The following is a 23,417-nucleotide window of genomic DNA, read 5'->3' as shown; positions in this document are numbered from 1 at the left end:
TATCAGTCCCATCCGCAATCTCCCACGTCATCAAAACGTGAGGAGAGTGACATTCCAACTTTGCAGAAACAGGACACTTTAACTTTGCGGCTACAAGGCTAAGATCGCATAATCTATCTTATGGAACACCCGAGCGGTTTTGGCAGTGTTGCTTTTTGGCCTTAAACCGCTGTTTACGTCATTGTGGATTTCTTCGATAAAGAGCGGTTACGGGTGTTGCTTTTAACCGTGGGTATGGAAAGTTCGGTCCCGACTTTGATCGCGAGTTTCCATGCCAATCAATCTTGCTTCGTCATCGATACCGCAGACGCTCTCAGGCATGGCCAGCGTTGGGCCGTCCGGCGTCCCACGCTTCTGGGCGACGGTCTGGTCGGACGTGCTCAAGACGAGCATCGAGCCTTCAACCAGACGAAAACATCTTGCCGCGTTGGACAGGCTTTATGCTGCCGTCGAGCGCCAGCATGGACGCGACTGCCTTGACCGGCTGATTGCCGAGGCCGACGCCGATGCGCTAGAAGACTGCCTCGTTGGGTTCCTGGCCCAGCTTCGGAACGAGGCCGCCGTCGCCAATATTGACAAGACGTCCACCTGGACGTCGGCGATCAGCTTCGTGACCGACATGCTCCGATATGCCGGAAATGCTTCCGGCGTTCGGGCCTCCGAGATGGAAGCAAAGCTCCTGCGGCTCGATACGCTCTACCGCCAGCTTGCACCAAATCCGGAGAAGCCTGCGCCGCCCGTCCGAGCGTTGCCGCCGATGGTGGTCGAAGACCTGTACGAAATCTTCAACCCAGAATCACCACGCAATCCCTTTAAGACCGAGGCGTTGCGCTGGCGTAACTTGCTGATCTTCATGCTGCTGCTCCGCCTCGGTCTGCGCCGTGGTGAGGCTGCACTCCTGCACACCAGTTCGTTCAAAGAGGACTTTGATCCGGTGGTGGGGAAAACGGTCCACTGGCTTGACGTCGAGGAGACCGATGACGGTGATCCACGCTATGAGCAACCAGGGTTGAAAACTGCCCCGTCCCGTCGCCAGCTTCCGCTCTCGCTTGAGATGATCGAGGTCGAACAACGATACCGAAAGAACTATCGTGGCCGGGTGTATCATCCCCAGCTTCTGATGTCGCAGAAGGCCAGACCTTTGTCCCTGCGGTCGTTCAATGAAATCTTCGAGGTAGCCACAGAGGCACTGTCCGACACGGCCAAAAGATCATTGTTGAAACAAGGGCTTCAAGGCGTTTCCTGCCACGATCTCCGCCATACGTCAGCCGTAGTGCGCATGAAGCGGTACCAGGACGCTGGCCTCGACATCGATAAGGCACAGGAAAAGCTGCGGGTGTTCTTTGGATGGTCGAAGACATCCAACATGCCACGTCTCTACGCCAAAGCATACTTCGAAACCACCATGGCCGAGGTTTGGGACGAGAAATTCGATACGTTCGTGACCGCCTTGAGAGGCATCAATCCTGAGAGGGAAAATTGATAACAGCCGCGTTGAATTTGGGGTTGGGCGGTCTTGACGATGTGAGGAGGCTATCCGCCAGCCTGCCCCCACTCCCTACTGTCGTCAGATACTACGACGACTTCGATGACGATACGAAAACGATCCATGACATCTCATCGAGCACTAGAGTCCCGATCTTCGTGGATGGTCTTGAACGATTCATCGATTTTGACGCGTTCGGTGCCCTGAACATCATTATGAAACATGTGGTAGTCGACTGGTTCCAGCGCCTCGACCCAACAACCGTGGTCATAAAGGCCTCGAATGTTCTCAGATACATATCTCGATGCGGCCTTGAACCAGTAGCATATCTGTTTGCATCGTCACCGTTCGACAGTCGGGCGCACTGGTCGGTTCAGGTTTTATCAAACGTGAAGGCGGATGAGAGCTGGGCTTTGCGGACAGCCTTGCACTCACTTTGCCGTCTGAATATCGGCCATTGGTCACCCTCTGCGGCCTCTATCATCCGGGGGCTGAAGAGCCCGAAAGTCGATAAGTACCGCATCGTCCGTGTTGGTGATTGCTTCCTGCCGCTCGATCAGCAGGCCATGATCGTCAACCACATCGACAGCATGTGCGAAAAGCTGACCAGTGAGCCGTCTTCACTGGACAACGACGAACTCCGCGACGTCTGCCTACTAATGATGTCGTTCCAGTATGCATTCCGGCCGGGCCAGATCGCCCGGATAGAGCTGGCCGATGTCCGGCTCTTCTCGACGGGCGCGGTGCATGTAGCCGTCTCCATCATCAAGCAGCAGGACAACAATAAGCGAATCCGTATCACCCGAAAGGTCAAGCGCGAATGGGGGCCGCTCTTCATCGAACTGGTCAGGAGGCGTGACGCAGGAGTGCTCTTGCCAGAGAAAGGGGTGCCCCCTCGCCTCCTGTTTGGTCTGACACCTGGCGGCGTCAGCGCCGCGATTATGGAGTTGACCGAGGAACTGACTGGCGATGCTTGGTCGCCAACCGACCTAAGGCACACGGCCGCGCAACGCCTCGCCGACGGCGGCATCTCCCATGCCGGTCTAACTGAATTCATGGGCCAAACGAGCGACCGCATCGCCAACGTCTACTTCGACAAGTCGCCCGCCCAGGCACAGAGGATCAATGAGGCCCTGGCCATATCGCCGATCTATTCGAACCTGGCGAAGATCGCAAAAACCAAGACCATCGACAAGGCAATGCTACTGGGCCTTCCGTCCGACCAACAAATTGGAGGCGTTCCGCATGGCGTTCCCATTGCCGGGATCGGCGGCTGTGGTCTGGGCCAAAGCCTCTGCACGAAGAACCCGGTTCTGGCCTGTTATACCTGCTCTCAGTTTATGCCGCTTGGCGAACCTGAAATCCATGAAGAGGTCCTCGAAAGCTTTCGTCCGGTCGTCGTCGAGTTTGCGTCTGCATCGCGTAACAATCAGCAGTCTCCTGCCTATGGCCAGCTCAAAGGCACCCTCGACGCTGTGCGTCGCGTGGTAGAGGAGCTGAGAGCAAATCAGACTGGAGAGGATCGCGAATGAACCCTTTCTACGTCGAGTATATCGCGACGGCCAAGTCGTTGGCCGCCGAACGCGGGTTGGTCTGGGACCTTGTTTGCGACGATCAGGGAAAGGTCAGCAAGGATACCAGATGGAACTTGACCGAGCTTGTTGGCATGCTGCCACCTCCGACCCTCTGGCTGGGGCAGATTGGAGTCGACCCCGTCGCGTTCCAAAAGTTGAACGAAATTAGGGAACGAATGGGGCAGTCGCTTCTAGTCGCACGCCCGATGACCCAGCACTGGCGCGACCTTTACCTCGCGATCTTCGTTCATCAGCTCTTTGTGCGTAAGACCAAACCATTAAGTGCTATGCAGGTCGCCCAGGGCATCAGACGGCTCGCACCTGCTGCCGAGGATACTCCTCCTTGGGCCATCACGCCGGATCAGGTTCAGCAAGCCTATAATGCGGTCCTCCAGTCGGCTGAGTCCGGCAAGCTGGCGCTGGACTTCGCTACAACAATACGGACTATCGTTGACGGTCAGAAGCTCGCGGATACCCCGGCGCTCGTGCGGTTTTGTCATCCCTACGCAACCAATGAATCTCTCTCCGCCCAGCAACAAGCGGAGACCCTTCGCAAGAAGCAGAATGCTCATGGTGGAAAGGACGGCCTTCGCCGATCTCTCGCCGAGAGAAAATCGGCCGCAAAGCTTCCCGACGAGCGAGCGTTCTGGGAGTTAGTTCGCATCGTGTTCACAGAGACGCCCCGCACCTTCTCGGATGCCATCCGGTTCGCGGCATTCAGGGTTCAGATCATAATGGGCTTCCGGATCGGTGAAACCGCCCGTCTGCCTTTAGACTGGCGAAGGTGGCGCGAATACATGGATGCCGACGGTCGTCCGGCTGGGGAGAGAGGCGGGCTCTCACGCTCCTTGATGATCAGGCACTTTGCCGAAAAACAGGAAGATGACGAGCGAGAGGACGGGCTGTCATTTTACGAGAATACCCAGCACGTCCCGCCGATGTTCGAAGAGATTCTCGTTGAAACTCTCGATCACGTCGAGAAGATCACCGCACCTCTACGGAAACGATTGAAGCAGCAAACGGAGACCGGGCGTATCTTTCCGGAGTTTGACGAGGATGCACTCGTCCCTGCGTCAGAGATGTACGTTCGAATGACGGGTAACGCTGTCTTCACGGAAGTCGATCTCCCGCCGGAGTTGTTGCAAGCCTACCGCAGGAGTTACGACCCATCGATCCTCGTCGAAATCCGACGCATACAAGCCGAACGAAAGCAGCGCGGTCTCTCGGCCTTCTGGACGAACCCTGCGCAGAGGCAAATTCCTGTACGGACTGCATCCGGCATGCCGCTGGATGGGCGGATCGACTGGCAATCGGCATATATCCGGGTCGGCGATGTAGAGTGCCACATCCGCGATAACCGCGCCACTAAACTCTCTGACATTAATCCGACGACGACGACCGATGGCACTCTGCTGTATCCCCATGAGCTAATGTTCGTCCTGCCGGTTAGAAACTTGATCGAGGGGCGCAATGACGGTGTTCTGGACACAACCCTGTATTCTGCTGTCGGACGCCTGGATGTCGAAGACCTGAAGAATATTCTTGGAGGCTACAGCGGCACCACGTGCATCTTCGCTAGGTACGGTCAGACTGAGGAAGATCGCTCATTCAAGATGAAGACGCATGCCGTTCGCCATCTCCAGAACACCGAGTTGTTCCGACTTGGTGTCGCCGACACGATCATCACCAAAAAGTTCAACCGACGCAGCGTCCAGCAGAGCCACGTCTACGACCATCGTAGCCTTGCCGAGGACCTTGCCGATATCGATCTTCCGCCGGAAGCTGAAGAGCGGCTCGGTGACAAGGCGCTGCAGGTCTTCAAGCTGATCTCAGCGAACAAGGCCCGAGGCCCTGTCGTCGACGAGTTCCGCCGCGTCCAGCGGGAATACGGTGACGAGGCGGCCTTCGACTATCTGAATGCAGAGGCAGACGGACTCCATGTAACGCCATACGGGCTGTGCATGAACAGCTTCACCAGCGACCCCTGTCCCAAGCATCTCGAATGCTTCAATGGGTGTCTCCACCTGGCGAGAACGAACGTCGTCAGCGAGCAGGAAAACCTCGAACGCATGCGGGACAGGTTCGCCAAGGTGATCATCACCTTAGAGGCGTTGCCCGAGGACCGGCGCAACATCGGATGGGCGAACCAGCTCACCCACGCACGCATTCGCTACGAAAACATCGTGAGGGCGCTCGGCACGGAACCGGGAATGCAGGTCTTCCCTGATGGAACCGACCTGTCCATGACGGCCGAGCAGAAGGCTGGCACAACCATTATCGACACGATGAAGCGCCTGAGGGACCTCGATGATTGATAAGAGCCAAGTCCTGGAGGAACTGCTGGAGGCGATGATCGCCGAGGACGAGGACATTACCGTCCGCGCCGTATGCAGGCGGAGCGATGGCGTCTTCAAGCATGCCACCGACATCACCCGCAACGACGCTCGCCACGGGATGGTCAAAGCCGCGATCAACAAGCAGGAAACTATCCGGACAGCGGTCAATCGATCCAGTAAAAAGTCCCGCACAGAACTGGAGAAGCTGGTGGCGATGAAGAATGCGGAGATCGCGCAGTTGCAGGCCGACAAGGAGCTGTTGATCGCTTCTCACCGTGCCATGATCCTTGCGGTCACCGAAATGGGTGGCTTCGCGACATGGAAGCGCTTCTTCGAAAGATATCAGGCCACCGTTGATCGGCTGGAAGAAATGCGTAGCCTTCCCGAGGTCAACGTCATCACCCTCTCGTCCCGGAGGGACACCTGATGGCGCGAGGAACGGGAAAGAGTGGCGTCGAGGTCGCGCAGGAGCACGTCGATGCTCTCCAAGAATACCTTGAGAACCTCGGGGACCAACCGCTGCCCCGTTACGGCGGCATCGAGCTGAACAAGAGCGCCATTGCCAAGGCCTGCGGCTTCGACCGTCAGGTGTTCCGCACCAATCCCCGCTGCGCCGAAATCCTGGGCAATGCCGACGACCGTGATCGCAAGGCCAACCTGACGCGCCTCGAACAGGCGGAAGCGGACCGCGACCAGAAGGCCAAGGTCGATGGCAATCAGATGGCTCTGGAGGAAGAGAACCTTCGGCTGAAGGCGGAGAACGCCTCGCTTCGCCGCGATCTGGACCGCTTGAAGCGATTGAGCGCGGTGATCGCCGAGACTGGGAGACTTCCATGATTGGGTGTTTGAAGTCTGGTCCTCGGAGCCGCGCCGTCGTGGCCCCGACAGGCCATGGGAGCTGGATCGCAGTGAATGAGGCACAGGGACCCGCGACGGCACGTCGTGGGTGGCCGCAGTGAACGGAGAGCCAGAGCCCATGGCAGGGGCCAATCAACGACGGGGTGGCGCAGAGGGGCAGACGTTCCTGGTCCTTGGTGAGCGTTCTGAGCAGTCTTCCTGGGAGCTGTCTATCACGTCTGTCCATGCCAGCCGGTTCGGCGACCATGTCATCATTGGTCGCGACGAGACCGAGCAGCTCCGCCGTGCCCTCGTTCTTTCCAAAAGATCGCCGCGTGATCCGGCCGTTGGCGAGACGTGGCGCGTCACAGGCTCGATCCAACTCCACCCAGAATATGGTCCGCAACTCCATGCCGAGGTGGCCATGCCCCTCGTCACCAAGGGGCGGGCGATCATCCGCCACCTTGCTACCGACAAGCGCTTCGTAGGTATCGGCTGGGCGACGGCGGAGAGGGTCTGGGATCGCTTCGGCGAGACCATCTACGACATCATCCGGGATCGCGACCTGAAGGCGCTCGCGGAGGTCGTGGGCGCGGATCGAGCCGTCGCTATCATCGACGGGTTCGGCATGCTTGCCGAGGAGGTAGAAATCTTCCGCTGGCTGGATCGGTACGGCGTCTCGCCTCGTGTGGCTGGTGCTGCCGCCCGCGTCTGGGGTAGCGGAGCCATCGACCGTATCAAGGCCGACCCGTACTCGATGACATTGCTGGAGCCGTGGAAGGATGTCGACGCGCGAGCGTTGGGGCTGGGCGTCGCCCTCTACGACCCGAGGCGGCTGACGGCCGCCGTCGAGGAGGCGTTGGCCATCCGCTTCCGGGCAGGGAACATGGCCTCCCCTTCCCCGGTCCTGAAGCCTCTGGTGAAACGCCTGCTCGCACCTTGGTCCGGCGATCCGGCGACTGCCATCGATCTGGCCTTGGCCAACGGTCGCGTGCTGTCGCCGTCACCCGACCTTCTTCAGTCGAGAGCCTGTCGGTTCATGGAGGAAGAGGTCGCTCGACAAGTCGGCGAGCGCATCGGTCGCGAAGTTCCGGGATTCGACGGCAAGCTGGTTGTCGACGCGATGGCCAAGGTCGAGGAAGAAATCGGCTACGCCTTGACCGATGCGCAGCGCGAGGCGGTCTTCATGGCTACCACCTGCGGCGTCGGCGTGATCAGCGGCGGAGCTGGCACGGGTAAGACGACAGTCGTCCGGGCGATCCTTGCCGCCTTGGAAGCCATCCGGGACAGTCTTCCGGCTGCGCAGCGCCATGGCGTCGAACACCTGCAAGTGGCTCTGGCGGGCCGCGCCGTCAGGCGGATCAGCGAGGCGACAGGTCGCCCCGCGAGCACCCTGTCGCGCTTGGTGCACGACATCGAGGATGCCGGGCGTCGTATCGAGGCGGGAACCGTCATCTTCGACGAGTCCTCGATGCTCGATACCCCGTCGATCTACCGGGTGCTCGCTCAGTTGCCCATCGAGGTCAATCTGATCTTCATTGGTGACCCCGGCCAGCTTCCGCCCATCGGTCCCGGCCTGCCCTTCCACACCATGGTGAAGGCGACGGGAATACCCTCTGTCACCTTGGACATCGTTCACCGTCAGGACGACGCCACTGGCATTCCTGCCGTTGCATCCGCCGTGCGCACCGGAAAGGCGGTCGGTCTCCGGCGCTTCGATCCGAATGTTGCGCTGACACCCGGCGTCTATCTCTTCCCAGCGTCGAAAGATGAGTTGGCCGCAAAGACTATCGCTGCCTTCCGCGCCATGTGCGGTCGGGTTCCAGCCTACGGCAAGACGACCGCCCTGCATGAGATGGACGTTCAGATACTCACGCAAGTGAAGAACGGCCCTGCCGGATCGAAGGAACTGAACCGCGCCATCGAGGTCGAATACATGGGCAAGCAGCCCAACGTCGGGGATTGGGGGCTGAGCGTTGGCTCGAAGGTCATGTGGCTGAAGAACGATTACTCTAAGGCCCCTCAACTCGACGCGGAAGGAAAGCCTGTTGTAGACAGGGTCACGGGCGATCTGATCTGCGCAGGGTTCATGAACGGCTCTCTGGGCGTCATCACCAAGCCACATCCCAAAGGTGCTTGGGTGCGGTTCGACGACGGCGCTGAAGACGCGATCACGACAGCCGACCTTGAGAAGCTTACCCATGGCTGGGCGATCAGCGTCCATAAGGCGCAAGGGTCGGCATTCAAGCGGGTCATCATCCCCGTCGTCCGGTCGAAGTTGCTGGACCGGACCATGCTCTACACCGCCATCACGCGTGGCATAGAGACCGTCGTTCTCGTCGGCGACATCGATCTCATCAACGAGGTTGTCTCTGCGTCCCCTAAATCCTTGGATCGCGAGCACAACTTGAGGATCGACGGCATTTGATTGCCGAGACATGGATCGTTGGCCAGGCTGTTAGTAACTGAGTCAGATAAGCTGTCACATCGTTCCAGCAAGAGACGCTATGGCGAGCAGGACGCCTGTAAGGATGTTGGCCAGAAAGAGTTGGTAGCTCAGTTCTGGACGTGAAAGGTCGATACGCAAAGTTTGCCAGGTTAAATGCGCAGCGATTACCACCATGCCAAGAGCGTAGAGGGGCCCCATGCCGACCATCCACCCACCGATTGACCATGCAGCGACAGTCAACGCGTAGAACGCACCTATCCAGGTTTTGCCACGTTCGCCGAACAAGATCGCTGTTGATCTGAGACCCAGCCGGGTGTCGTCATTGATATCGACGTAGCCATAGACGGTGTCGTAGCCGATTTGCCATGTGATGGCTCCGAGCCACACGAGGATCGCACCGAACGGAATCTCCCCCGCGACTTCTGACCATGCCATCAGCATTCCCCAGTTGAATGCCGCCCCGAGGACGGCCTGGGGCCAATGAGTGATACGCTTGCAAAGGGGGTACACGAAGACGAGCGGTAGAACGCAGACTGCGACGAGACGGGTGTAAGGCGTCAAGAAAGACAGGAGCGAGGCCGCCAATGCGAGCTGCGCCGCCAGAAACAGAACAGCATGCGGGACGCTCATCTGCCCGCTTGCCAACGGTCGAAAACGGGTTCTTTCGACGTGACCGTCGAACTTCCTGTCTGCGATATCGTTGACGGTCGAACCAGCGCTTCTCATCAACAGAGCGCCAAGCGAAAACACGGTAAGATGCACCAGGTCAGGAAATCCGTGCGATGCCTGAACAAGCGCCGCCCAGCAAGGGAAGAGTGTAAGCCATACGCCGACTGGACGATCCAGTCTCGCAAGTCTGGCGTACGGACGCCAGGCCTGTGGCAGACGACGATCTACCCAGTTCCCATGCTTGATGTCGTTTAGGTCTGGGCGGTTTAAAGCACTCATGTTTGAAATCCGACTATTTGGCGCAGAATAAAGAGAATTTGCGATACGGCAATGAATAGAGCAACTAGCGTGCCACCAACGATGAAGCCACGATTGCAATACCAGACGCAACACGAGATCACGCAGGGCTTCGCAACACGAACGCGCCTGTTGCAATCTGAATGGCTGTTTAAAGCAACAAACCGGCCTAAATCGGCTGTGCAACACAACAGTTAGAGGCGGATAATCCAGAGGTACCGCCTCATAGGGATTCCACGCCACTCACTCACCCAGCTACAGGGCCGAAACCGCACTCTTTGGAACCAGCGCGGCGGCTCACAAATATTGAAGGAAGCACAGAGGGCTGTAGAAATGCGAGCAAAATGACATAAAGTCGTGAAACTGACAGAAGCATCCAATGGGACCGTGTTCCTATCCCGAGTTTGATCGATGGCGAAGGAATCGGCTAGCAAGCGATCGTTAGTAAAAAAGTCGCATATGGCGAATCAGATACTTAGAACAACGTGACACGGCGGGAAAAATACCAAATGTACTCGGTGTGCGACGATACATATATTGTATGCACCCATATTTTCCTTATCTGTAAATCGAAAACGCTTAAAGTCGTTGCTGACGTCGCCTCCGAGACCGAGTTCTGCGGCAACTTCTCGAAGTCGCAGGGGAAAATCACGGAACTGTGGGCGACGCCTGTGAAACGGGTTGCCGTGGCAGAGGAAGTTGATGATGGGACTGAGGTTAACCAAGACATTCCGGCCCCAGTTCAAACACAAAGTTCTTGTGGCGAGGTGACATCGTTGCGTGAGACGCGAGCTCGAATCTATCGCTCATACACGAGGGCGAGTGCGTTTCAGATAATTATCCACCCACCCTCTGGCCCGTGACGCCTGGTCGTGCCTGCCTAAACCTTCTCCCCAGCATGGTTCATCACCTATACGCAAGTTGGACTGGCGCTAGTTAGTCGCGTCTGAGAACCGTGGAGCGGATCTTGATGGCCTGTTCGTAAGGAGAAAGACATGAAATCCCTGCGCATCTCAACTCTGATCACGTGCCTCGCTGCTGCGCAAGCGTGTGCAGCAGGCATGGGTCCCCAGCCGGCACCACCGGATGCTGAGACTTTCACGCTTGGCGAGTTTCGCATCACCTCACTGAGAGACTCGGTCAACGTCGTGCCGAACGACGGCTCCGTATTTGGCGCTGATGTCGCCCCGAAGGCAGTTGCCGAGGTGCTCAGGGAGGCTGGACAAAAAACCGAAGCTATCGAACTATCCGTAGATGCCCTTCTCGTCCGGAGAGGCAGCGAAGCTATTGTAATCGATACGGGGTTAGGTCCGGCGATTCCAGGATCACTCGCCGGCAGCCTTAGCCAAGCCGGCGTTACGCCTGACGAGGTGACCACGGTATTGATCACGCATGTACACAGCGATCACATCGGCGGACTCGTCAGTCCGGATAAGCAATCCGCGTTCAAGCATGCAGCGGTAAAGATCTCGGAGCCTGACTGGAAATGGCTTCAACAGCAACCCGACATGGCTGAGCTCACCGGAGTGATCGGTCCACAAGTGAAGACCTTCACCCCTGGAGAGGATGTGGCCACGGGCATCAAGTCGGTCCGTATCCCCGGGCACACACCTGGCCACGTGGGATACATGATCTCATCGAAAGGCGAGACTCTGCTGGACGTGGGCGACACGTTTCACAGCGCAATCGTCTCTCTTGCGAAGCCAGACTGGGCGATGGGCTACGATAGTGATCTTGCGGTCGGACGAACAAGCCGGCGCGAAGTACTCACTCAGCTCGCGACGGATCACCAGCTCATTTTCGCACCGCATTTTCCCTACCCGGGAGTCGGTTGGATCGTTTCGCGAGACGATCATTTCGAATGGTCGCCCAAGAAGTAGCGTGTAAGCCAGCGCTGAAGCTACGGGCCTTACATTCGGTGGCGAACGACAGTAAGCAATAAGGATGATCTGATGAAATCCCCGGATGCGAATAAATGCAGAGATCTTTGGGCAGTTGCGCTGGTCGCGGCGGCTATGACTTCTTGGCCTCTGCATGCGCAAAGTTCGGGCGTCGAGCAGACGAGCAAGAGTGGCGAAACGTCCAAAATCGCTCCGATTGGAGTCATGCCAACAGCGTTCATGAAAATACCGCCGTCAGCACGTGGACCAGAGATAGATCGAAAGAAGGGCTATCGGATTGAAAGCCTGGGAGCAGGTCTGTATATGGTCACAGACAATGCCTACCAATCAATGTTCATGGTCTATGATCGCGGTGTTGTCGTAGTCGACGCGCCGCCGTCTTATGCGGGCAAAATCAAGGAAGCCGTTCGCGAGGTTACCGACAAGCCCATTACCCATCTGATCTACAGCCACTCGCATGCCGACCACATCGGCGGCGCTGGAAGCTTTGGCCCCGTGCCAGTGATCATCGCTCATAGCGAGACCAAGCGGTTACTGGTGCGCGATGCCGACCCACAGCGCCCGATACCCACGATGACCTTCGACGATCGATATAGGCTTAGACTCGGATCGCAGGTTCTCGAGCTATCTTACCCCGGCAATGGTCACGAGCCCGGTAACATCATGATATACGCGCCGGCTCAGAAGGTTCTGATGTTTGTCGATATCGTCTTTCCGGGTTGGATGCCGTTCCGCCGCTTCGGTGTCGCCCAGGATATTCCCGGGTATTTTGAACAGGTCCGCGAACTCGACCACCATCCGTTTGAAAAGTTGGTTGGCGGTCATGTTAGCCGTATCGGCACCCATGAAGACGTCAAGCTTCAGATCGCGTTCGACGATGATATTAGGGCGGCGGCCTCTGCAGCGTTGCACAGCCAAACCTTTCCCACGGAACTCAACGGAGTGGAGCCTGTGAACTCCTGGGCATTTGTTAGTGACTACACGGCACGCGTAGCTGGTCAGTGTGTTGCAGCGATGACACCAAAATGGAAGGACAAGCTTGCCGCGTTCGACACATTTATCTGGGATCAATGCTATGCGATGGAACAGAGCCTTCGGGTCGACTAACGCACGCATTTTGGGAAAATCGGTCACGGTGTGACCGACGGCTCGTCCGACATTGGCCTCGCGACAGTGCGTACGCTCCTCGCGGAAGGCGCTAAAGTTGTCACCTGTTTGTGATCGGGAGAAGCTCAAACGGTCGGGTGGGTGCCCAAAGAAGTCGCCGCGGCGATATCCTTCCTCGCCTCCCCGGGAGCCGCGTAATACGATACGCACTTCGCGTTGGTTGTTTCCTCAGAAAGCAAGTGATCGTAGCAGCCTCAAGCTGGGAAGAACGCCCAAGCCTAGTGTAACACTCTCGAGAATCTGATTTCCCCTGGCGACCTGGTTTGGGGAGGGTGCCGGCTTCCCGAGGATGAGGCTTCACATATCGTTGCAGGCTGCAGCACAATTGCTATCTTGGAATTCTAAACCAAGCCTAACGAAGTGACATATTGGGTTGCGCGCAATCTGTTGTATAAGAGCTGGACCCATTATTCGATTGGTAAGTCGTGCCCGCAACAGAATTCTCCGACCTGGAACCAACTCCATCTCGATCCAAGCCAGAGTTGGCGGCAGCGCTATCCGGTGTCGTCATATACACTTCCGCGAACGGTTTCATGACCGGGGGGCTTGGGGTTGCGGGGCGGACACTCGGTCTGACGGACATCGAAGTCGGCTTGATTCTTGGCCTTGGGGCTTTTATTGGAGTCGTGGCCGCGCCCGCATGGGGCTACGCCTCTGAAATATGGAGCCGGCGAAAGCTGATGCTCTTGGCGGTCCCGATGGTTGTGCTGGGACCAGCGGTAATGGCTATCGTTACGGAACAATTCCTGCTCTTGTCGGCGGCCGTCTCAGGTTTTGTCCTCGGCGCTGCTCGCTTAATCCAAGCAGTCTTCGGTGCAGCTCTGATCCCCGTTGCACAGGGCTACGTGGCGGATCTCACTAAACCCTCCCATCGTGTTCGCGGTATGGGCGGCTTGAGCGCGGCCATCAGCTTCGGGACCCTCAGCGGCTCCGTCTTACTATGGCTCACAGGCCAGCTGGGAGTTGCCTTGGGCTTTGCGGCAATCTCGGTGTTCGGCCTATTTGCCTGCCTGATGGTGCTGGCATACCTACCAACTGCCCTCCCTCGCCCCGCGCTTCCACGCAGGGAAACCACTCTACCTCTCGCTGATATCTGGCCCTATCTGGTGATAACTTTTGTGGGGTTCACCTGCTACACAACTGTTCCACCGATTTTTGCCCTCCGACTTATGGATCGATTTGGAATGGACGGAGGCACCGCGGCAGCCCAAACTGGTATGGTGCTAACAGTCGGTGTATTGGCCGTTTGTATCGCACAGGTTTTGATTGCGGTGTGGGGTTTCAAGAGACCTCGCGCGATGCTACGCGCTGGCAGCACAGGCATTTTCACGGGCCTGGCAATGCTTCTGTTTGCAAGCGACGTATTGGCGATGTGCTTATCTATGACGGTTATTGGTTTCGCTGTCGGGTTTTTGGCACCGGCAGTCCTGGGAGCGATAAGCCTTCTCGGCGGGCGGGGAGCGCAGGGCAAGATCGGCGGGATCAATATGGCAGCGCGCGGATTGGGCTCCGCGCTCGGCCCGGTCCTCGGCACGACACTCTATCAAATTAATCCAGACGCGCCGATTTTGGGGTCGCTCGCTTTAGTTACGATCGTTTTTATCCTAACGTTCATATCCCGTGACGCACGAGTCCTTTCGCCCTAACAAGTCAGCGCCTAACATCCACTTCACCGCCTGCTGATGGTCAAGGGATTCGATAGTTGTTGGTGAAGTCTCCTGTCCGTGAAGGAGGGTTTTCACGCGGAGCCGAACCGCCAATTCTGGTTATGGACAAAATCGAGGAAATCGTGACGGATGGAACGGCGATGACACAGAAAATTGCCTTCCCACGCATGGCCATCTTGGTCGGGTCTTTCCTAGCCGGCGGCATCCTCTACTGGTTTAGCTTGAGCCCGATGGGACTCCTTTTGCCGATCGTTGCGGTCGCGCATCGGTGCGACCGGATAGTCCTGTTTACGGTATTCGGGGTGCTCGTCCTGGCACTAGCCAGTACAGTGACGGTTGCTTTGGCCGGCTCTGATGAGATGCGCCCCTTTTATGTCTCGTGGGCGACATTTTTTGCGGTGGCCTTGGGATGCGTCGTCGTCGTGGGCTCGAACAGCCCCGCGAAGTCATTCCCCATCACCGGGATCGAGCCGGATATCGGCGGCCGGCATCCGCCTGCGCTTTCCGCAGAGTTTCTGAGGTTGGTTCACCCCGACGATAGAGACCTAGCAAGCCACGCATCGTCCCGTGCTTTCTGGAGTGGCTTCCCACAGGTTGTGCGATACAGGCGACTTGAGCCCGATGGCAGATACACCTGGACCGAGTTCAGAGCGGAACCAGGTTACCCGATCGCCGACGACACTCCCGCAAAAATCTCGGCTCAAGATTTGCCTTGGTCGATAACCAACGCGGTCGGCGAGACGGCCGAAGCCGCTCGAACCGCGCTCGTTCTCGAAACGATATTTGGAACCGGATGGGCGATGGACACGACAGGTCGCTTTACCTACGCGACACCCAACGCCCAGACGACGATTGGTCAAACCCTTGAGGAGATGAACAAGCAGCTTACCGATCTCGACTTTCTCGACGGCGGAGATCTCGGCTGGAAGCACATATTCCATCCTGACGAGTACGAACGAGTAGCGGCCTCTCTTCGACATAGTCTGAGAGCAGGAGAGCACTGGAACAACGAATATCGACTGAGGAGAGTTTCCACCGGGGAATTCGGCTGGCATCGGGTCGCGATGAGGCCGACGCGGGATCGAGATGGTCGTATTACAGGCTGGTACGGTATGTCGATTGACATCACTGTCTACAAACAAACCGAAGCGGCTTTGCGCGCCCGTGAACAAGAGCTTTCCCAACTCGTGAATATGGTCCCGGTGCACATCATGCGCCTTAGTGGTTCGGGCAAGCCGACCTTCCTGAGCAAAGCGACACTAGATTATTTTGCGCTTGATGACCAATATGCCGAGCATTCCGAGGCAACCTTGGAGACCATGCAGAGTGCCGTACATCCCGATGATGCTCTGAGGGTGATGTCGGCTCTTCGCCAGGGCTTGGAACGCGGTGATCGTATTGCCGTACGTTATCGCGTCCGCGGCGCGGACGGCATTTTTCGATGGATGGACAGTCGTGCCGAGCCAATACGAGACGCGAGCGGAACGATCGTTGAATGGTACGCTGTATCGCTTGATGTCAACGATCAGGTCCTTGCGCAGGAGGAACTGCGACTCGCGCATGAGGATCTAGCTAAAGCGACCCAGGCGGCAAATCTAGCGGAGTTGTCGGCTTCCATCGCACATGAGGTTGCTCAGCCGCTGGCCGCTTTGCTGTCTAGCTCCGAGGCCTGCCAACAATGGCTTTCGCAGGACCCACCTAATGTCGATCGGGCGCATCAGGCGTTGCAACGCATCATCCGAAGCGGGAACGCGGCGACCGCCATTGTCGGTCGGATTCGAGCTCTTTTTGCCCAGTCCGCCGATGCGCGAGAGCCGAGTGATATCAGCCGTATTGTTGGCGAAGCCCGTGATCTGCTCAGCGAAGAACTCCTGCGGCGTGGCATAATACTGAAAATTGAAATTGATCGAGCAATTCCAGCTCTCCGGCTCGATCGAGTTCAGATCCAGCAGGCGATAATTAACCTGATGAGGAACGGTATAGAGGCTATTGGCCCGAACTCCGATGTCAGAACTCTGCGCATTCGGATCAAGCGTGTAGGCGATGCAATTCAAACAGCCATCAGCGACACGGGTCCGGGCGTGGAATCTCCCTCGAAAATATTCGAGCCCTTCTATACGACGAAAGGGCACGGGATGGGAATGGGGCTCGCTATATGCAGATCAATCATAACCTCACATGGCGGCCGATTATGGGTCGAAAATAACGAGCCACATGGCGCGGTTTTCGTTTTCACGTTACCCGTCCTCGAAGAGGCAACCGAACCGGCATAGGCCGAAAGATCTCTCCGCGAATCGACACACAGCTTTGGCCGAGCAGCGACGATATCGCTGCTCGGACTTTGACAACTACTTATCCGCGGTCGTCAGCTCCGTTTCCTTCGTATCAACGACAAACACCGCAAGAAGTTTAGCAGGTTCAGTCTCGCTCGCGTTGGCACTGATCTTGTGATGATCACCCGGTGACTCAATCCAATGTTCACCGGTCCTGTAGACTTTTGGTTCTTCATCGTTCACGGCGCTTTTAATGCTTCCTTCCAGTACGGTGGCATAGATAAAGGCGCTCTTGGCGTGTGTGTGTGACGGATTGGATCCGCCCGGGCCGTATTCAACCAAGACACCTCGTAAGCTTTTGCCGGGAACGTTAGGGAGGACATGATCGAAAACGACAGTTATTTTTGCGCGATACGGTTTGTCTGCCGCGATCGCTGGCATGGCTAAGGACATCGCTATGGCTGCTGTGATGAGAGTGCGAAGCATTTCGTGTCTCCTGTTTAAGCCGCGTCACAACTGAGCGGCCGACTCACGCTATGAAATCCACCGTCGAGATCAGAGCTATACGATGGTTAGGCATATTCCCTCTCGATTGCAGCGTGGACCGTCCCTACGCTGTCGATCTGTCAGTCTCATATCCGAAAAAGTCAAAGGCTGAGGACTAGGGAGAGAACCCGCAACTCGCTTGCCTCTCCCGGTCGAGTCTGCGCGTGCCGGCGAGCTGATCCGATCTCCGGAGGTGCTTCTACGCCTATCGACGCCACAGTAACGAATGGCTTGACGGGAGGCAGGTGGGTCTCAGCCCGGCCTTGTACCCGTCAAGTCGAGTTCACCTTCTCGCTGACGATGATTTTACATGGTCAACGCAAGTCGGAGGCCGCAGCCAGGCTCAATAGTCCCACTGAACCGGCACCCAGCGATACGAATCTCCCGCAGCCACCACCCGGCCCACTGACGGGAATGGCATGTGGGTAGAAACGAGCCAAGAGCGCGAAGCTGCCAGTTCTGCCATAAGACGCAGCCTAACTCTCGTTGCCTCCTCCGGATCGTGCTCGAAGCCATTGTGCCATTCTGGATGATCAAACGAGACGGGGAAGATCGCGTCGCCTCCAAACATCAATCTATCATTTCCGGATTGCACGCGGACTACACTATGACCGGGCGTGTGACCACCCGTCAGGCTCACGGTGACGCCGTCGGCGACTTCAGCTTCCTGGTCAAAAAGTTGTAGATAGCTCGAATACTCCTTCAGGAAATCCAAGGATGCTTTGCGAGCGAGGTCTGCGAGCGCAGGCGGCATTGCAGTCTTGGAGAAGTCGGGCCGTTCCCAGAACTTGGCTTCCGGGGCGGAAAGGTGCACTCGCAAGTCCGACCGGAGCTGCTGCTTTACCCCGTGAGCCAGCAAGCCCCCAACATGGTCGAAATGCATGTGCGTCAGGACCACATCGGTAACCGAGCCAAGCTCGACACCCGCTGCCTTTAGCCTCTGGATCAGGTGTCCAGCGCGCGGGAAATCCGGGTACTCTTCACCAAGACCGCTGTCGATTAGGATCGTCTGCTTGGGTGTTTTGACAACGACTGCATTGAGCGCCCAGCCAAACGTATCGTGCGCGAGAAGCCTGTCGTCGAGCCACGCGTTAAGGCTCTTTGTGTCAGCGTTTGTCGCCATAGACTCTGCCGGCGGCGCAAGCACGCCGTCGCTGATAACTATGACTTCTATGTCGCCAACCTTGACTGCATAGCGAGACGGAACCAGCTCATCCAACTGCGCACGCGAACGTGTCGAGACTTCGGCTTCCATATTGAACTCCTTTGATCTTTCATAGAGAAATGCCGCAACGGAGGCATGCACCTGCACAGGAAATGTCCGAAAGCGGCCATGCCGTTCTATGTGACTGGCAGACGTAGCCGAAGCTAAACAGAGGTTTGGGTTTAGCTTCGAAGTCCCTCCCCTATACGTAGATTACAAAAGCGCATCTTCCCTGCCACCGCGCGTAACAGCGCCGCACCGCTCGGCTCTCCCAAACTAAAGTTTGGTTACCAACGACGACCCATAAAGCTAGCTTTCTCGAAGCGTCACGCGGCGAGCTTGCAATACAAACGCAAAACCCAGTCTGGTTCAAAATCCAGTGCTCGCAACGGTGACCATTAGTCCACAACAAAGGAGTGCGAAATGTCGCAACCATCAAACCACCCGTCACCCGTCCGGCAGCTGCAGGTTCCGCCCGAAAGTGCGTTCCACATCGGCAAGAAGGGTGCTGAGGAACTCGTCCCCTCGCGATACGCGGTTAAGATCGGCGACATCGATGTGATGGTTGTCAGCGACGGTGTGTTGCCATTGCCGACCGTGATGATGGGTCACAACGCCGATCCTACCGTTCGCGCCAACTGGATGGTGGATCAGTTTCTTCCGCCAGATGCGTTCGACTGGCCGCTGAACGCGGTGGTCGTCCGTAGTGGTTCGCAGACGATCCTTCTGGATGCAGGCCTAGGTCTTGATCCTGACCTTAACCTGCCGCGCGCGGGCCAGCTGCTGCAGCGTCTGCAGCATGCAGACATTGAACTTGCATCCGTCACTGACATCGTGCTGACCCACATGCATATGGATCACGTCGGCGGCCTTTTGGTCGACGGCATTAAGGAGCGCCTCCATCCTAATCTTCGTATTCACGTTGCCGCCGCCGAGGTAGCGTTTTGGGAGTCGCCGGACTTTACCAAAACGAAGATGCCGGATGGTTTTCCCGACGCATTGAAAGCGACCGCCAAGAATTTCCTCGCTCAGTATCGGGGCAACCTTGTCCCGTTTGACGAACAGGTTGAAGTCGCACCTGGTGTTATTGCCCGCCGGACCGGCGGCCACACCCCGGGTCATTCCATTATCCGAGTCGCATCTGGAGACGAGGCACTGACCTTCGCCGGCGACGCCATCTTTGCAGTGGGCTTTGACCAGCCCAATTGGCACAACGGTTTCGAACACGACCCCGAGGAGGCCGCCCGTGTCCGCATCGATCTTCTCAATAAGCTTGCAGGAACCGGCGAACTCCTCGTCGCAACCCATCTGCCCTTCCCGTCCCTCGGCCGTGTCGCCGTCGCCGGCGATGCATTCCGCTGGGTACCGGTATTCTGGGACTACTGAGGAAAATCGGGGGGCTGCGGAAGCAAAGCACTTCCCAAGCGAAGAGATGACATCCTCAATACGAGGAAAGTGTGGTGGCATTTGCGGCAGCAGTAGCTGTCCCAAATTCAGTATAAGCGAGGATGTCCGGCAATAGCCGGGCATCCTTTTCTCAGTTGGGCTAGATGTGGGCGCGCGCGTTCAGGTCAACTTGTTGATCGAAGCATGAAAAGCCCCAAGTCCCGTATCTACAAGGCTGACGCGAGATGAGAAGACTGGCGACGTGCTGCTGCGGTGAGCTTACGGCAACTACTCATGGGTCGCCAGTCATGGTCGCCGTCTGTCATTGCCGATCGTGCCAGCTTCGCACTGGCTCCGTCTTTGGAGTTGCGGTTCTCTTTAAATCGGAAAATGTGAGATGCGCCGGCGACGAACGGACGTATACACGGACCGGCGATAGTGGGCACAACGTAACGTTTAAGTTTTGCCCATCTTGCGGCACGACCGTATATTGGATGCCGAACGCGTATCCTGACCTGACAGCCATTGGTTTGGGTTGCTTCGAAGATCCTTCCGGGCTCGAGCCCGACAAGGTCGTTTATGGCCACCTGCGGCATTCATGGGTCACCGTGCAGGCTGGCTAGCGATGCAGCAGAGGTTGGGGAACTTTTGGCGAAAGGCTCGGATCTCCGCCCGTCCTTTCGAGCTCCAGTTTGCTGGGTGTCCCCATAGCCAATCGACCTCGATAATTAGAACAGCAGTTTGTTAACGGTGGTAGCAAAACGATCGTTTGCGTTGACCAGATGTGTCAGAAAGCGCGCGTTGCCGTTTCAGAGCTTAAATATGCTGATGGCGGCATGGACGCGATCGTCGCATTGATAACCTCCTCGCGAATGGAATGCAGCGACGTAACCATCCGATAGTAAGGTTCAACGAGGGGCAGATCCTCCCATAGAACCGCGAGGCCTAAGTATCGAAGCCTTACCAAACTAACGGCCCAGAAAATGTCGGCGAGGCTCAGGCTATTGGAGCATAACCAATCCGTTGTGCTTTGCTGAAGATCAAGATTGAGTTGCGCGAGACGTTCACGTGTGGCCTTCCGGATCGCTTCCTGGAAGACTACATCGTGCTGAACTGCCCGCCCCGCGCTCTCTTTCGAAATCTTTGCATGATAGGCCTCGACAACCTCGGGGTCAGCCGAATGACGAGCGGCGAGCGCCGCCAGTGTCTTGAGCTTCTCGTCGTAGACCGTCTTCATGGCATCCCGAAGCACTTGAGGACGCCGATCTCTATGTGGGTGAAAGCCGTATAGCAGACCGGGATGTGGCGTGGCATCGACGGCCTCCAGTTGCCGGAAAACCCGTTGCCGATCCTGGTCAGCTATCGGTATCAACGGGTCGGAACCGCCAACCGCAGAGTCGATGTGAACACAAATGCGGAGAGAATCGACAATCACTTCACCTGTGTCGAGGTCGACCAAAGTCGGGACAGCACACGCGTCCAATCCGCACAGCGAGACCGATGACATCCCCGAGTAGCCGTCCGCCAAGCCCCTGACACTTGATACCTGGCCTGAGCGCCTTAGACGCACGTACTCCGCACTATAGTTCTCTGCAGCAACCAGGTTTCCGTCCCGATCTCGGCTGGCGAGTATCAACATCTCGTTTGACTCGTAAGCCACGCCCCGCTGCAACAAGGTTGCACGCACCTTTTGTGAGCAGAACGACATTGCGGCATGGAAGAGTAAGAAGCGCCCTTTCTCTGTACCACGTGAGAAACGCATTACACCGGCTCGCTTGCTATCAGCTATACAAGCGCGCGCGCTCGACACCAGTGAATTCAACCTAATGTGGTCCATGTCCTGCTCTCCCCGAGCTATCCGAGCTCCCCGGAATCCCGGAGGTACCTCATGGAAATTTTGCTTGTGTTGAGGGGACGCCAGCCAGGCGACCGGCGCTGCTCTGCTAGGAAACAAGGCCCCGGGCAGTCCAAACTTCAGGAAATGGAATCTCTTCCATGGTGGGAAGGAGCCACTGAATTGCGTCAACGCCGTGATACGCGGGCCGAGATCCGAAAGTGCGGCGCGTCGCCATCAGATGGAGATACTTCCAATTCGTGAATTCCACCGCAATATCAGCGAGCAGCTCGGCCAATGACCGCCATTGATCTGCTGGATCATCCCTGCGATAGATTTCCGCCCAAATGGCTTCGATCTCTTTGCTTGGCTTGTATGCCTTCGCATAGTCGGGCCTGAGGTAGTCTTCCGGAACCCGCTTTCCGGCGCGCGCCAGTGCGGCCAAAATATCGTCGTACAGACTCGGCGAGTTCAAGCGCTCCGTCAGTTGTAGATGTCTCTGCGGCTGCGGCTCGAAGTGTTCGAGCGACGGGCGATCCTTTACTCCTAGAAGAAAGGTCATCTCGCGGAACGTCCAGCCTTGCAGGGCCGTGTCTTTGCCGTGCTTTGCGCTCAATCCCTTCAGGATGGGCATGAGTTCTGCCGGCGTGAGCCATGAAAGCGAGCGCCAGTTAGCGTTGAAGGCTTCCATGTGGCTGACGATGCGTCGAAGAATGCGGTTCGTCGCCGCGATACGATCGTGGCGAAGCTCGATCTGCGCAGCAAGTAGCTCGCGGGTGATAAGCGCCCAGTAGATTTCACTGATCTGGACGTTGGCGAGAAATGCAGGTTCTGCAGGACTGTCGCTGACAAACTCCTGAAGCGTATGCAGGACCTCTGTCTGGACGTATCTGCTGTAAGGGGTATGGCCGTCGCCCTGGATCGGCTGGATTGTCCCAGTGTCGTTCATTGTTCCGTCCTCTTTTTCGGCTTATCGCCGCCGGCTATTTGCGTCCGGTCAAGGGAGCGTAGAGCCAATCTGCGAGGTCGGACAGGCGGCCGTTCTTCGACTCAGCGTCCAAAAAGCTGGACGATGCCGGCAGGGCCGCATGCGGCCGATCAGTTGGCCGCATGCGTTAAGCACTTATGCCAGGCCTGCCTTGTCTAGGCCGAAAGCCTTGTCCGCGGAGCCGGGAACTGCACGAAACGCTACGCTAGCGCGGTTCCAGCTGTTGATGACCATGATCTGGAACGTCAGATCGGAGATTTCCTTTTCGGAAAGCTGGCCGCGAACCCTCTCGTAGATTTCGTCGGAGACGCCGCCTTCCGGCAGTTTGGTCAACGCTTCAGTCCAAGCCAGAGCCGCTCGCTCGCGCGGGCTAAACAGGGTAGATTCGCGCCAAGCAGCGAGGTGGTAGAGGCGCAGTTCGCGCTCACCGTGGATCTTGGCTTCTTTCGAATGCATGTCCAGGCAGAACGCGCATCCATTAATCTGGGATGCACGGATATCGACCAGATCGAGAATGGATTGTTCGATCGAGCCCTTCTTCACTTCCATGCTGAAGCCCATCAGGCTTTTGAAAAGCTCGGGCGAGAGCTGCGCGTAGTTGATCCGCTGTGTCATCGTCTTCTTCCAGTTTGACGTTCATTGAGCGCCCGCGCGACTTCCAAGTCCGCGGGTCGAACGGAACCTGAGGTACGATGTCATGTTAGGATAGCTATACGCTCGTTTTACGTTACGCATGGGTATTCCCGGCGGAGCGACGCTCCGGCGGGAATACCGGCTATCATACCGCCAGTAGGTCGTCATCG

The 23,417-nt window shown here is 57.3% G+C and carries 18 protein-coding genes; 12 read left to right on the top strand and 6 right to left on the bottom strand.

What is annotated here, in order from left to right; genetic code table 11:
- Positions 1-271 precede the first annotated feature (271 nt).
- From FHX15_RS23060 to FHX15_RS23035, 6 genes are all read left to right on the top strand, one after another.
- Complete coding sequence (locus FHX15_RS23060) at positions 272-1,483, top strand: tyrosine-type recombinase/integrase (RefSeq protein ID WP_184400682.1); 1,212 nt, start codon at positions 272-274, stop codon at positions 1,481-1,483.
- On the top strand, positions 1,480-3,018 hold the full coding sequence (locus FHX15_RS23055; RefSeq protein WP_246779040.1) for a tyrosine-type recombinase/integrase: 1,539 nt from the start codon (positions 1,480-1,482) through the stop codon (positions 3,016-3,018). The genes FHX15_RS23060 and FHX15_RS23055 overlap by 4 nt, the downstream gene beginning before the upstream one ends.
- Positions 3,015-5,375, top strand: coding sequence for a hypothetical protein (locus FHX15_RS23050; protein ID WP_184400681.1), 2,361 nt, complete (start codon positions 3,015-3,017; stop codon positions 5,373-5,375). The genes FHX15_RS23055 and FHX15_RS23050 overlap by 4 nt, the downstream gene beginning before the upstream one ends.
- Positions 5,376-5,409: 34 nt before the next feature.
- A complete protein-coding gene (locus FHX15_RS23045; protein WP_246779039.1) occupies positions 5,410-5,823 on the top strand; it encodes a hypothetical protein in 414 nt (137 codons plus the stop codon).
- Entirely contained in the window at positions 5,823-6,233 is a 411-nt protein-coding gene (locus FHX15_RS23040; RefSeq protein ID WP_184400679.1) for a hypothetical protein, read from the top strand. The genes FHX15_RS23045 and FHX15_RS23040 overlap by 1 nt, the downstream gene beginning before the upstream one ends.
- A gap of 139 nt (positions 6,234-6,372) precedes the next feature.
- A complete protein-coding gene (locus FHX15_RS23035; RefSeq protein WP_184400678.1) occupies positions 6,373-8,661 on the top strand; it encodes an AAA family ATPase in 2,289 nt (762 codons plus the stop codon).
- A gap of 54 nt (positions 8,662-8,715) precedes the next feature.
- Here the strand turns inward: FHX15_RS23035 and ubiA are convergent, their stop codons facing one another.
- Positions 8,716-9,630: a 4-hydroxybenzoate octaprenyltransferase gene (gene ubiA, locus FHX15_RS23030; RefSeq protein WP_184400677.1), complete on the bottom strand. Its 915-nt coding sequence runs from the start codon at positions 9,628-9,630 to the stop codon at positions 8,716-8,718.
- 1,013 nt (positions 9,631-10,643) lie between these two features.
- Here ubiA and FHX15_RS23025 point away from each other — a divergent pair.
- The 4 genes from FHX15_RS23025 to FHX15_RS23010 all read left to right on the top strand — a co-directional run bounded on the left by FHX15_RS23025 (position 10,644) and on the right by FHX15_RS23010 (position 16,656).
- Positions 10,644-11,528 carry an MBL fold metallo-hydrolase gene (locus FHX15_RS23025; RefSeq protein WP_210290813.1) on the top strand — a complete coding sequence of 295 codons (885 nt, stop codon included), beginning with the start codon at positions 10,644-10,646 and terminating at the stop codon, positions 11,526-11,528.
- 72 nt (positions 11,529-11,600) lie between these two features.
- Entirely contained in the window at positions 11,601-12,656 is a 1,056-nt protein-coding gene (locus FHX15_RS23020; RefSeq protein ID WP_184400676.1) for an MBL fold metallo-hydrolase, read from the top strand.
- 485 nt (positions 12,657-13,141) lie between these two features.
- Entirely contained in the window at positions 13,142-14,362 is a 1,221-nt protein-coding gene (locus tag FHX15_RS23015) for an MFS transporter (protein ID WP_312861885.1), read from the top strand.
- Between the two features lie 62 nt (positions 14,363-14,424).
- Positions 14,425-16,656, top strand: a complete 2,232-nt coding sequence (locus FHX15_RS23010; RefSeq protein ID WP_312861886.1) for a PAS domain-containing protein — start codon at positions 14,425-14,427, stop codon at positions 16,654-16,656.
- A 75-nt stretch (positions 16,657-16,731) separates the two neighbouring features.
- On the opposite strand, the gene FHX15_RS23005 is transcribed toward FHX15_RS23010, so the two are convergent.
- Complete coding sequence (locus FHX15_RS23005; protein ID WP_184400674.1) at positions 16,732-17,142, bottom strand: cupin domain-containing protein; 411 nt, start codon at positions 17,140-17,142, stop codon at positions 16,732-16,734.
- A 403-nt stretch (positions 17,143-17,545) separates the two neighbouring features.
- Complete coding sequence (locus FHX15_RS23000; protein WP_184400673.1) at positions 17,546-18,457, bottom strand: MBL fold metallo-hydrolase; 912 nt, start codon at positions 18,455-18,457, stop codon at positions 17,546-17,548.
- Between the two features lie 372 nt (positions 18,458-18,829).
- Between FHX15_RS23000 and FHX15_RS22995 the strand changes: the two genes are divergently transcribed.
- On the top strand, positions 18,830-19,792 hold the full coding sequence (locus FHX15_RS22995; protein ID WP_184400672.1) for an MBL fold metallo-hydrolase: 963 nt from the start codon (positions 18,830-18,832) through the stop codon (positions 19,790-19,792).
- Between the two features lie 245 nt (positions 19,793-20,037).
- On the top strand, positions 20,038-20,415 hold the full coding sequence (locus FHX15_RS22990; RefSeq protein WP_184400671.1) for a GFA family protein: 378 nt from the start codon (positions 20,038-20,040) through the stop codon (positions 20,413-20,415).
- A gap of 164 nt (positions 20,416-20,579) precedes the next feature.
- Here the strand turns inward: FHX15_RS22990 and FHX15_RS22985 are convergent, their stop codons facing one another.
- The 3 genes from FHX15_RS22985 to FHX15_RS22975 form a co-directional block, all read right to left on the bottom strand.
- On the bottom strand, positions 20,580-21,629 hold the full coding sequence (locus FHX15_RS22985; protein ID WP_184400670.1) for a glutathione S-transferase family protein: 1,050 nt from the start codon (positions 21,627-21,629) through the stop codon (positions 20,580-20,582).
- A gap of 106 nt (positions 21,630-21,735) precedes the next feature.
- Entirely contained in the window at positions 21,736-22,575 is an 840-nt protein-coding gene (locus FHX15_RS22980) for a tryptophan 2,3-dioxygenase family protein (protein ID WP_184400669.1), read from the bottom strand.
- 174 nt (positions 22,576-22,749) lie between these two features.
- Positions 22,750-23,229, bottom strand: coding sequence for a carboxymuconolactone decarboxylase family protein (locus FHX15_RS22975; protein ID WP_184400668.1), 480 nt, complete (start codon positions 23,227-23,229; stop codon positions 22,750-22,752).
- Between the last annotated feature and the right edge of the window lie 188 nt (positions 23,230-23,417).

The organism is Rhizobium sp. BK650 (genome assembly GCF_014195325.1).
GTDB lineage: Bacteria > Pseudomonadota > Alphaproteobacteria > Rhizobiales > Rhizobiaceae > Rhizobium.
Note: the sequence above shows the minus strand (reverse complement) of the source record. Positions and strands in the feature narration are given on the sequence as shown.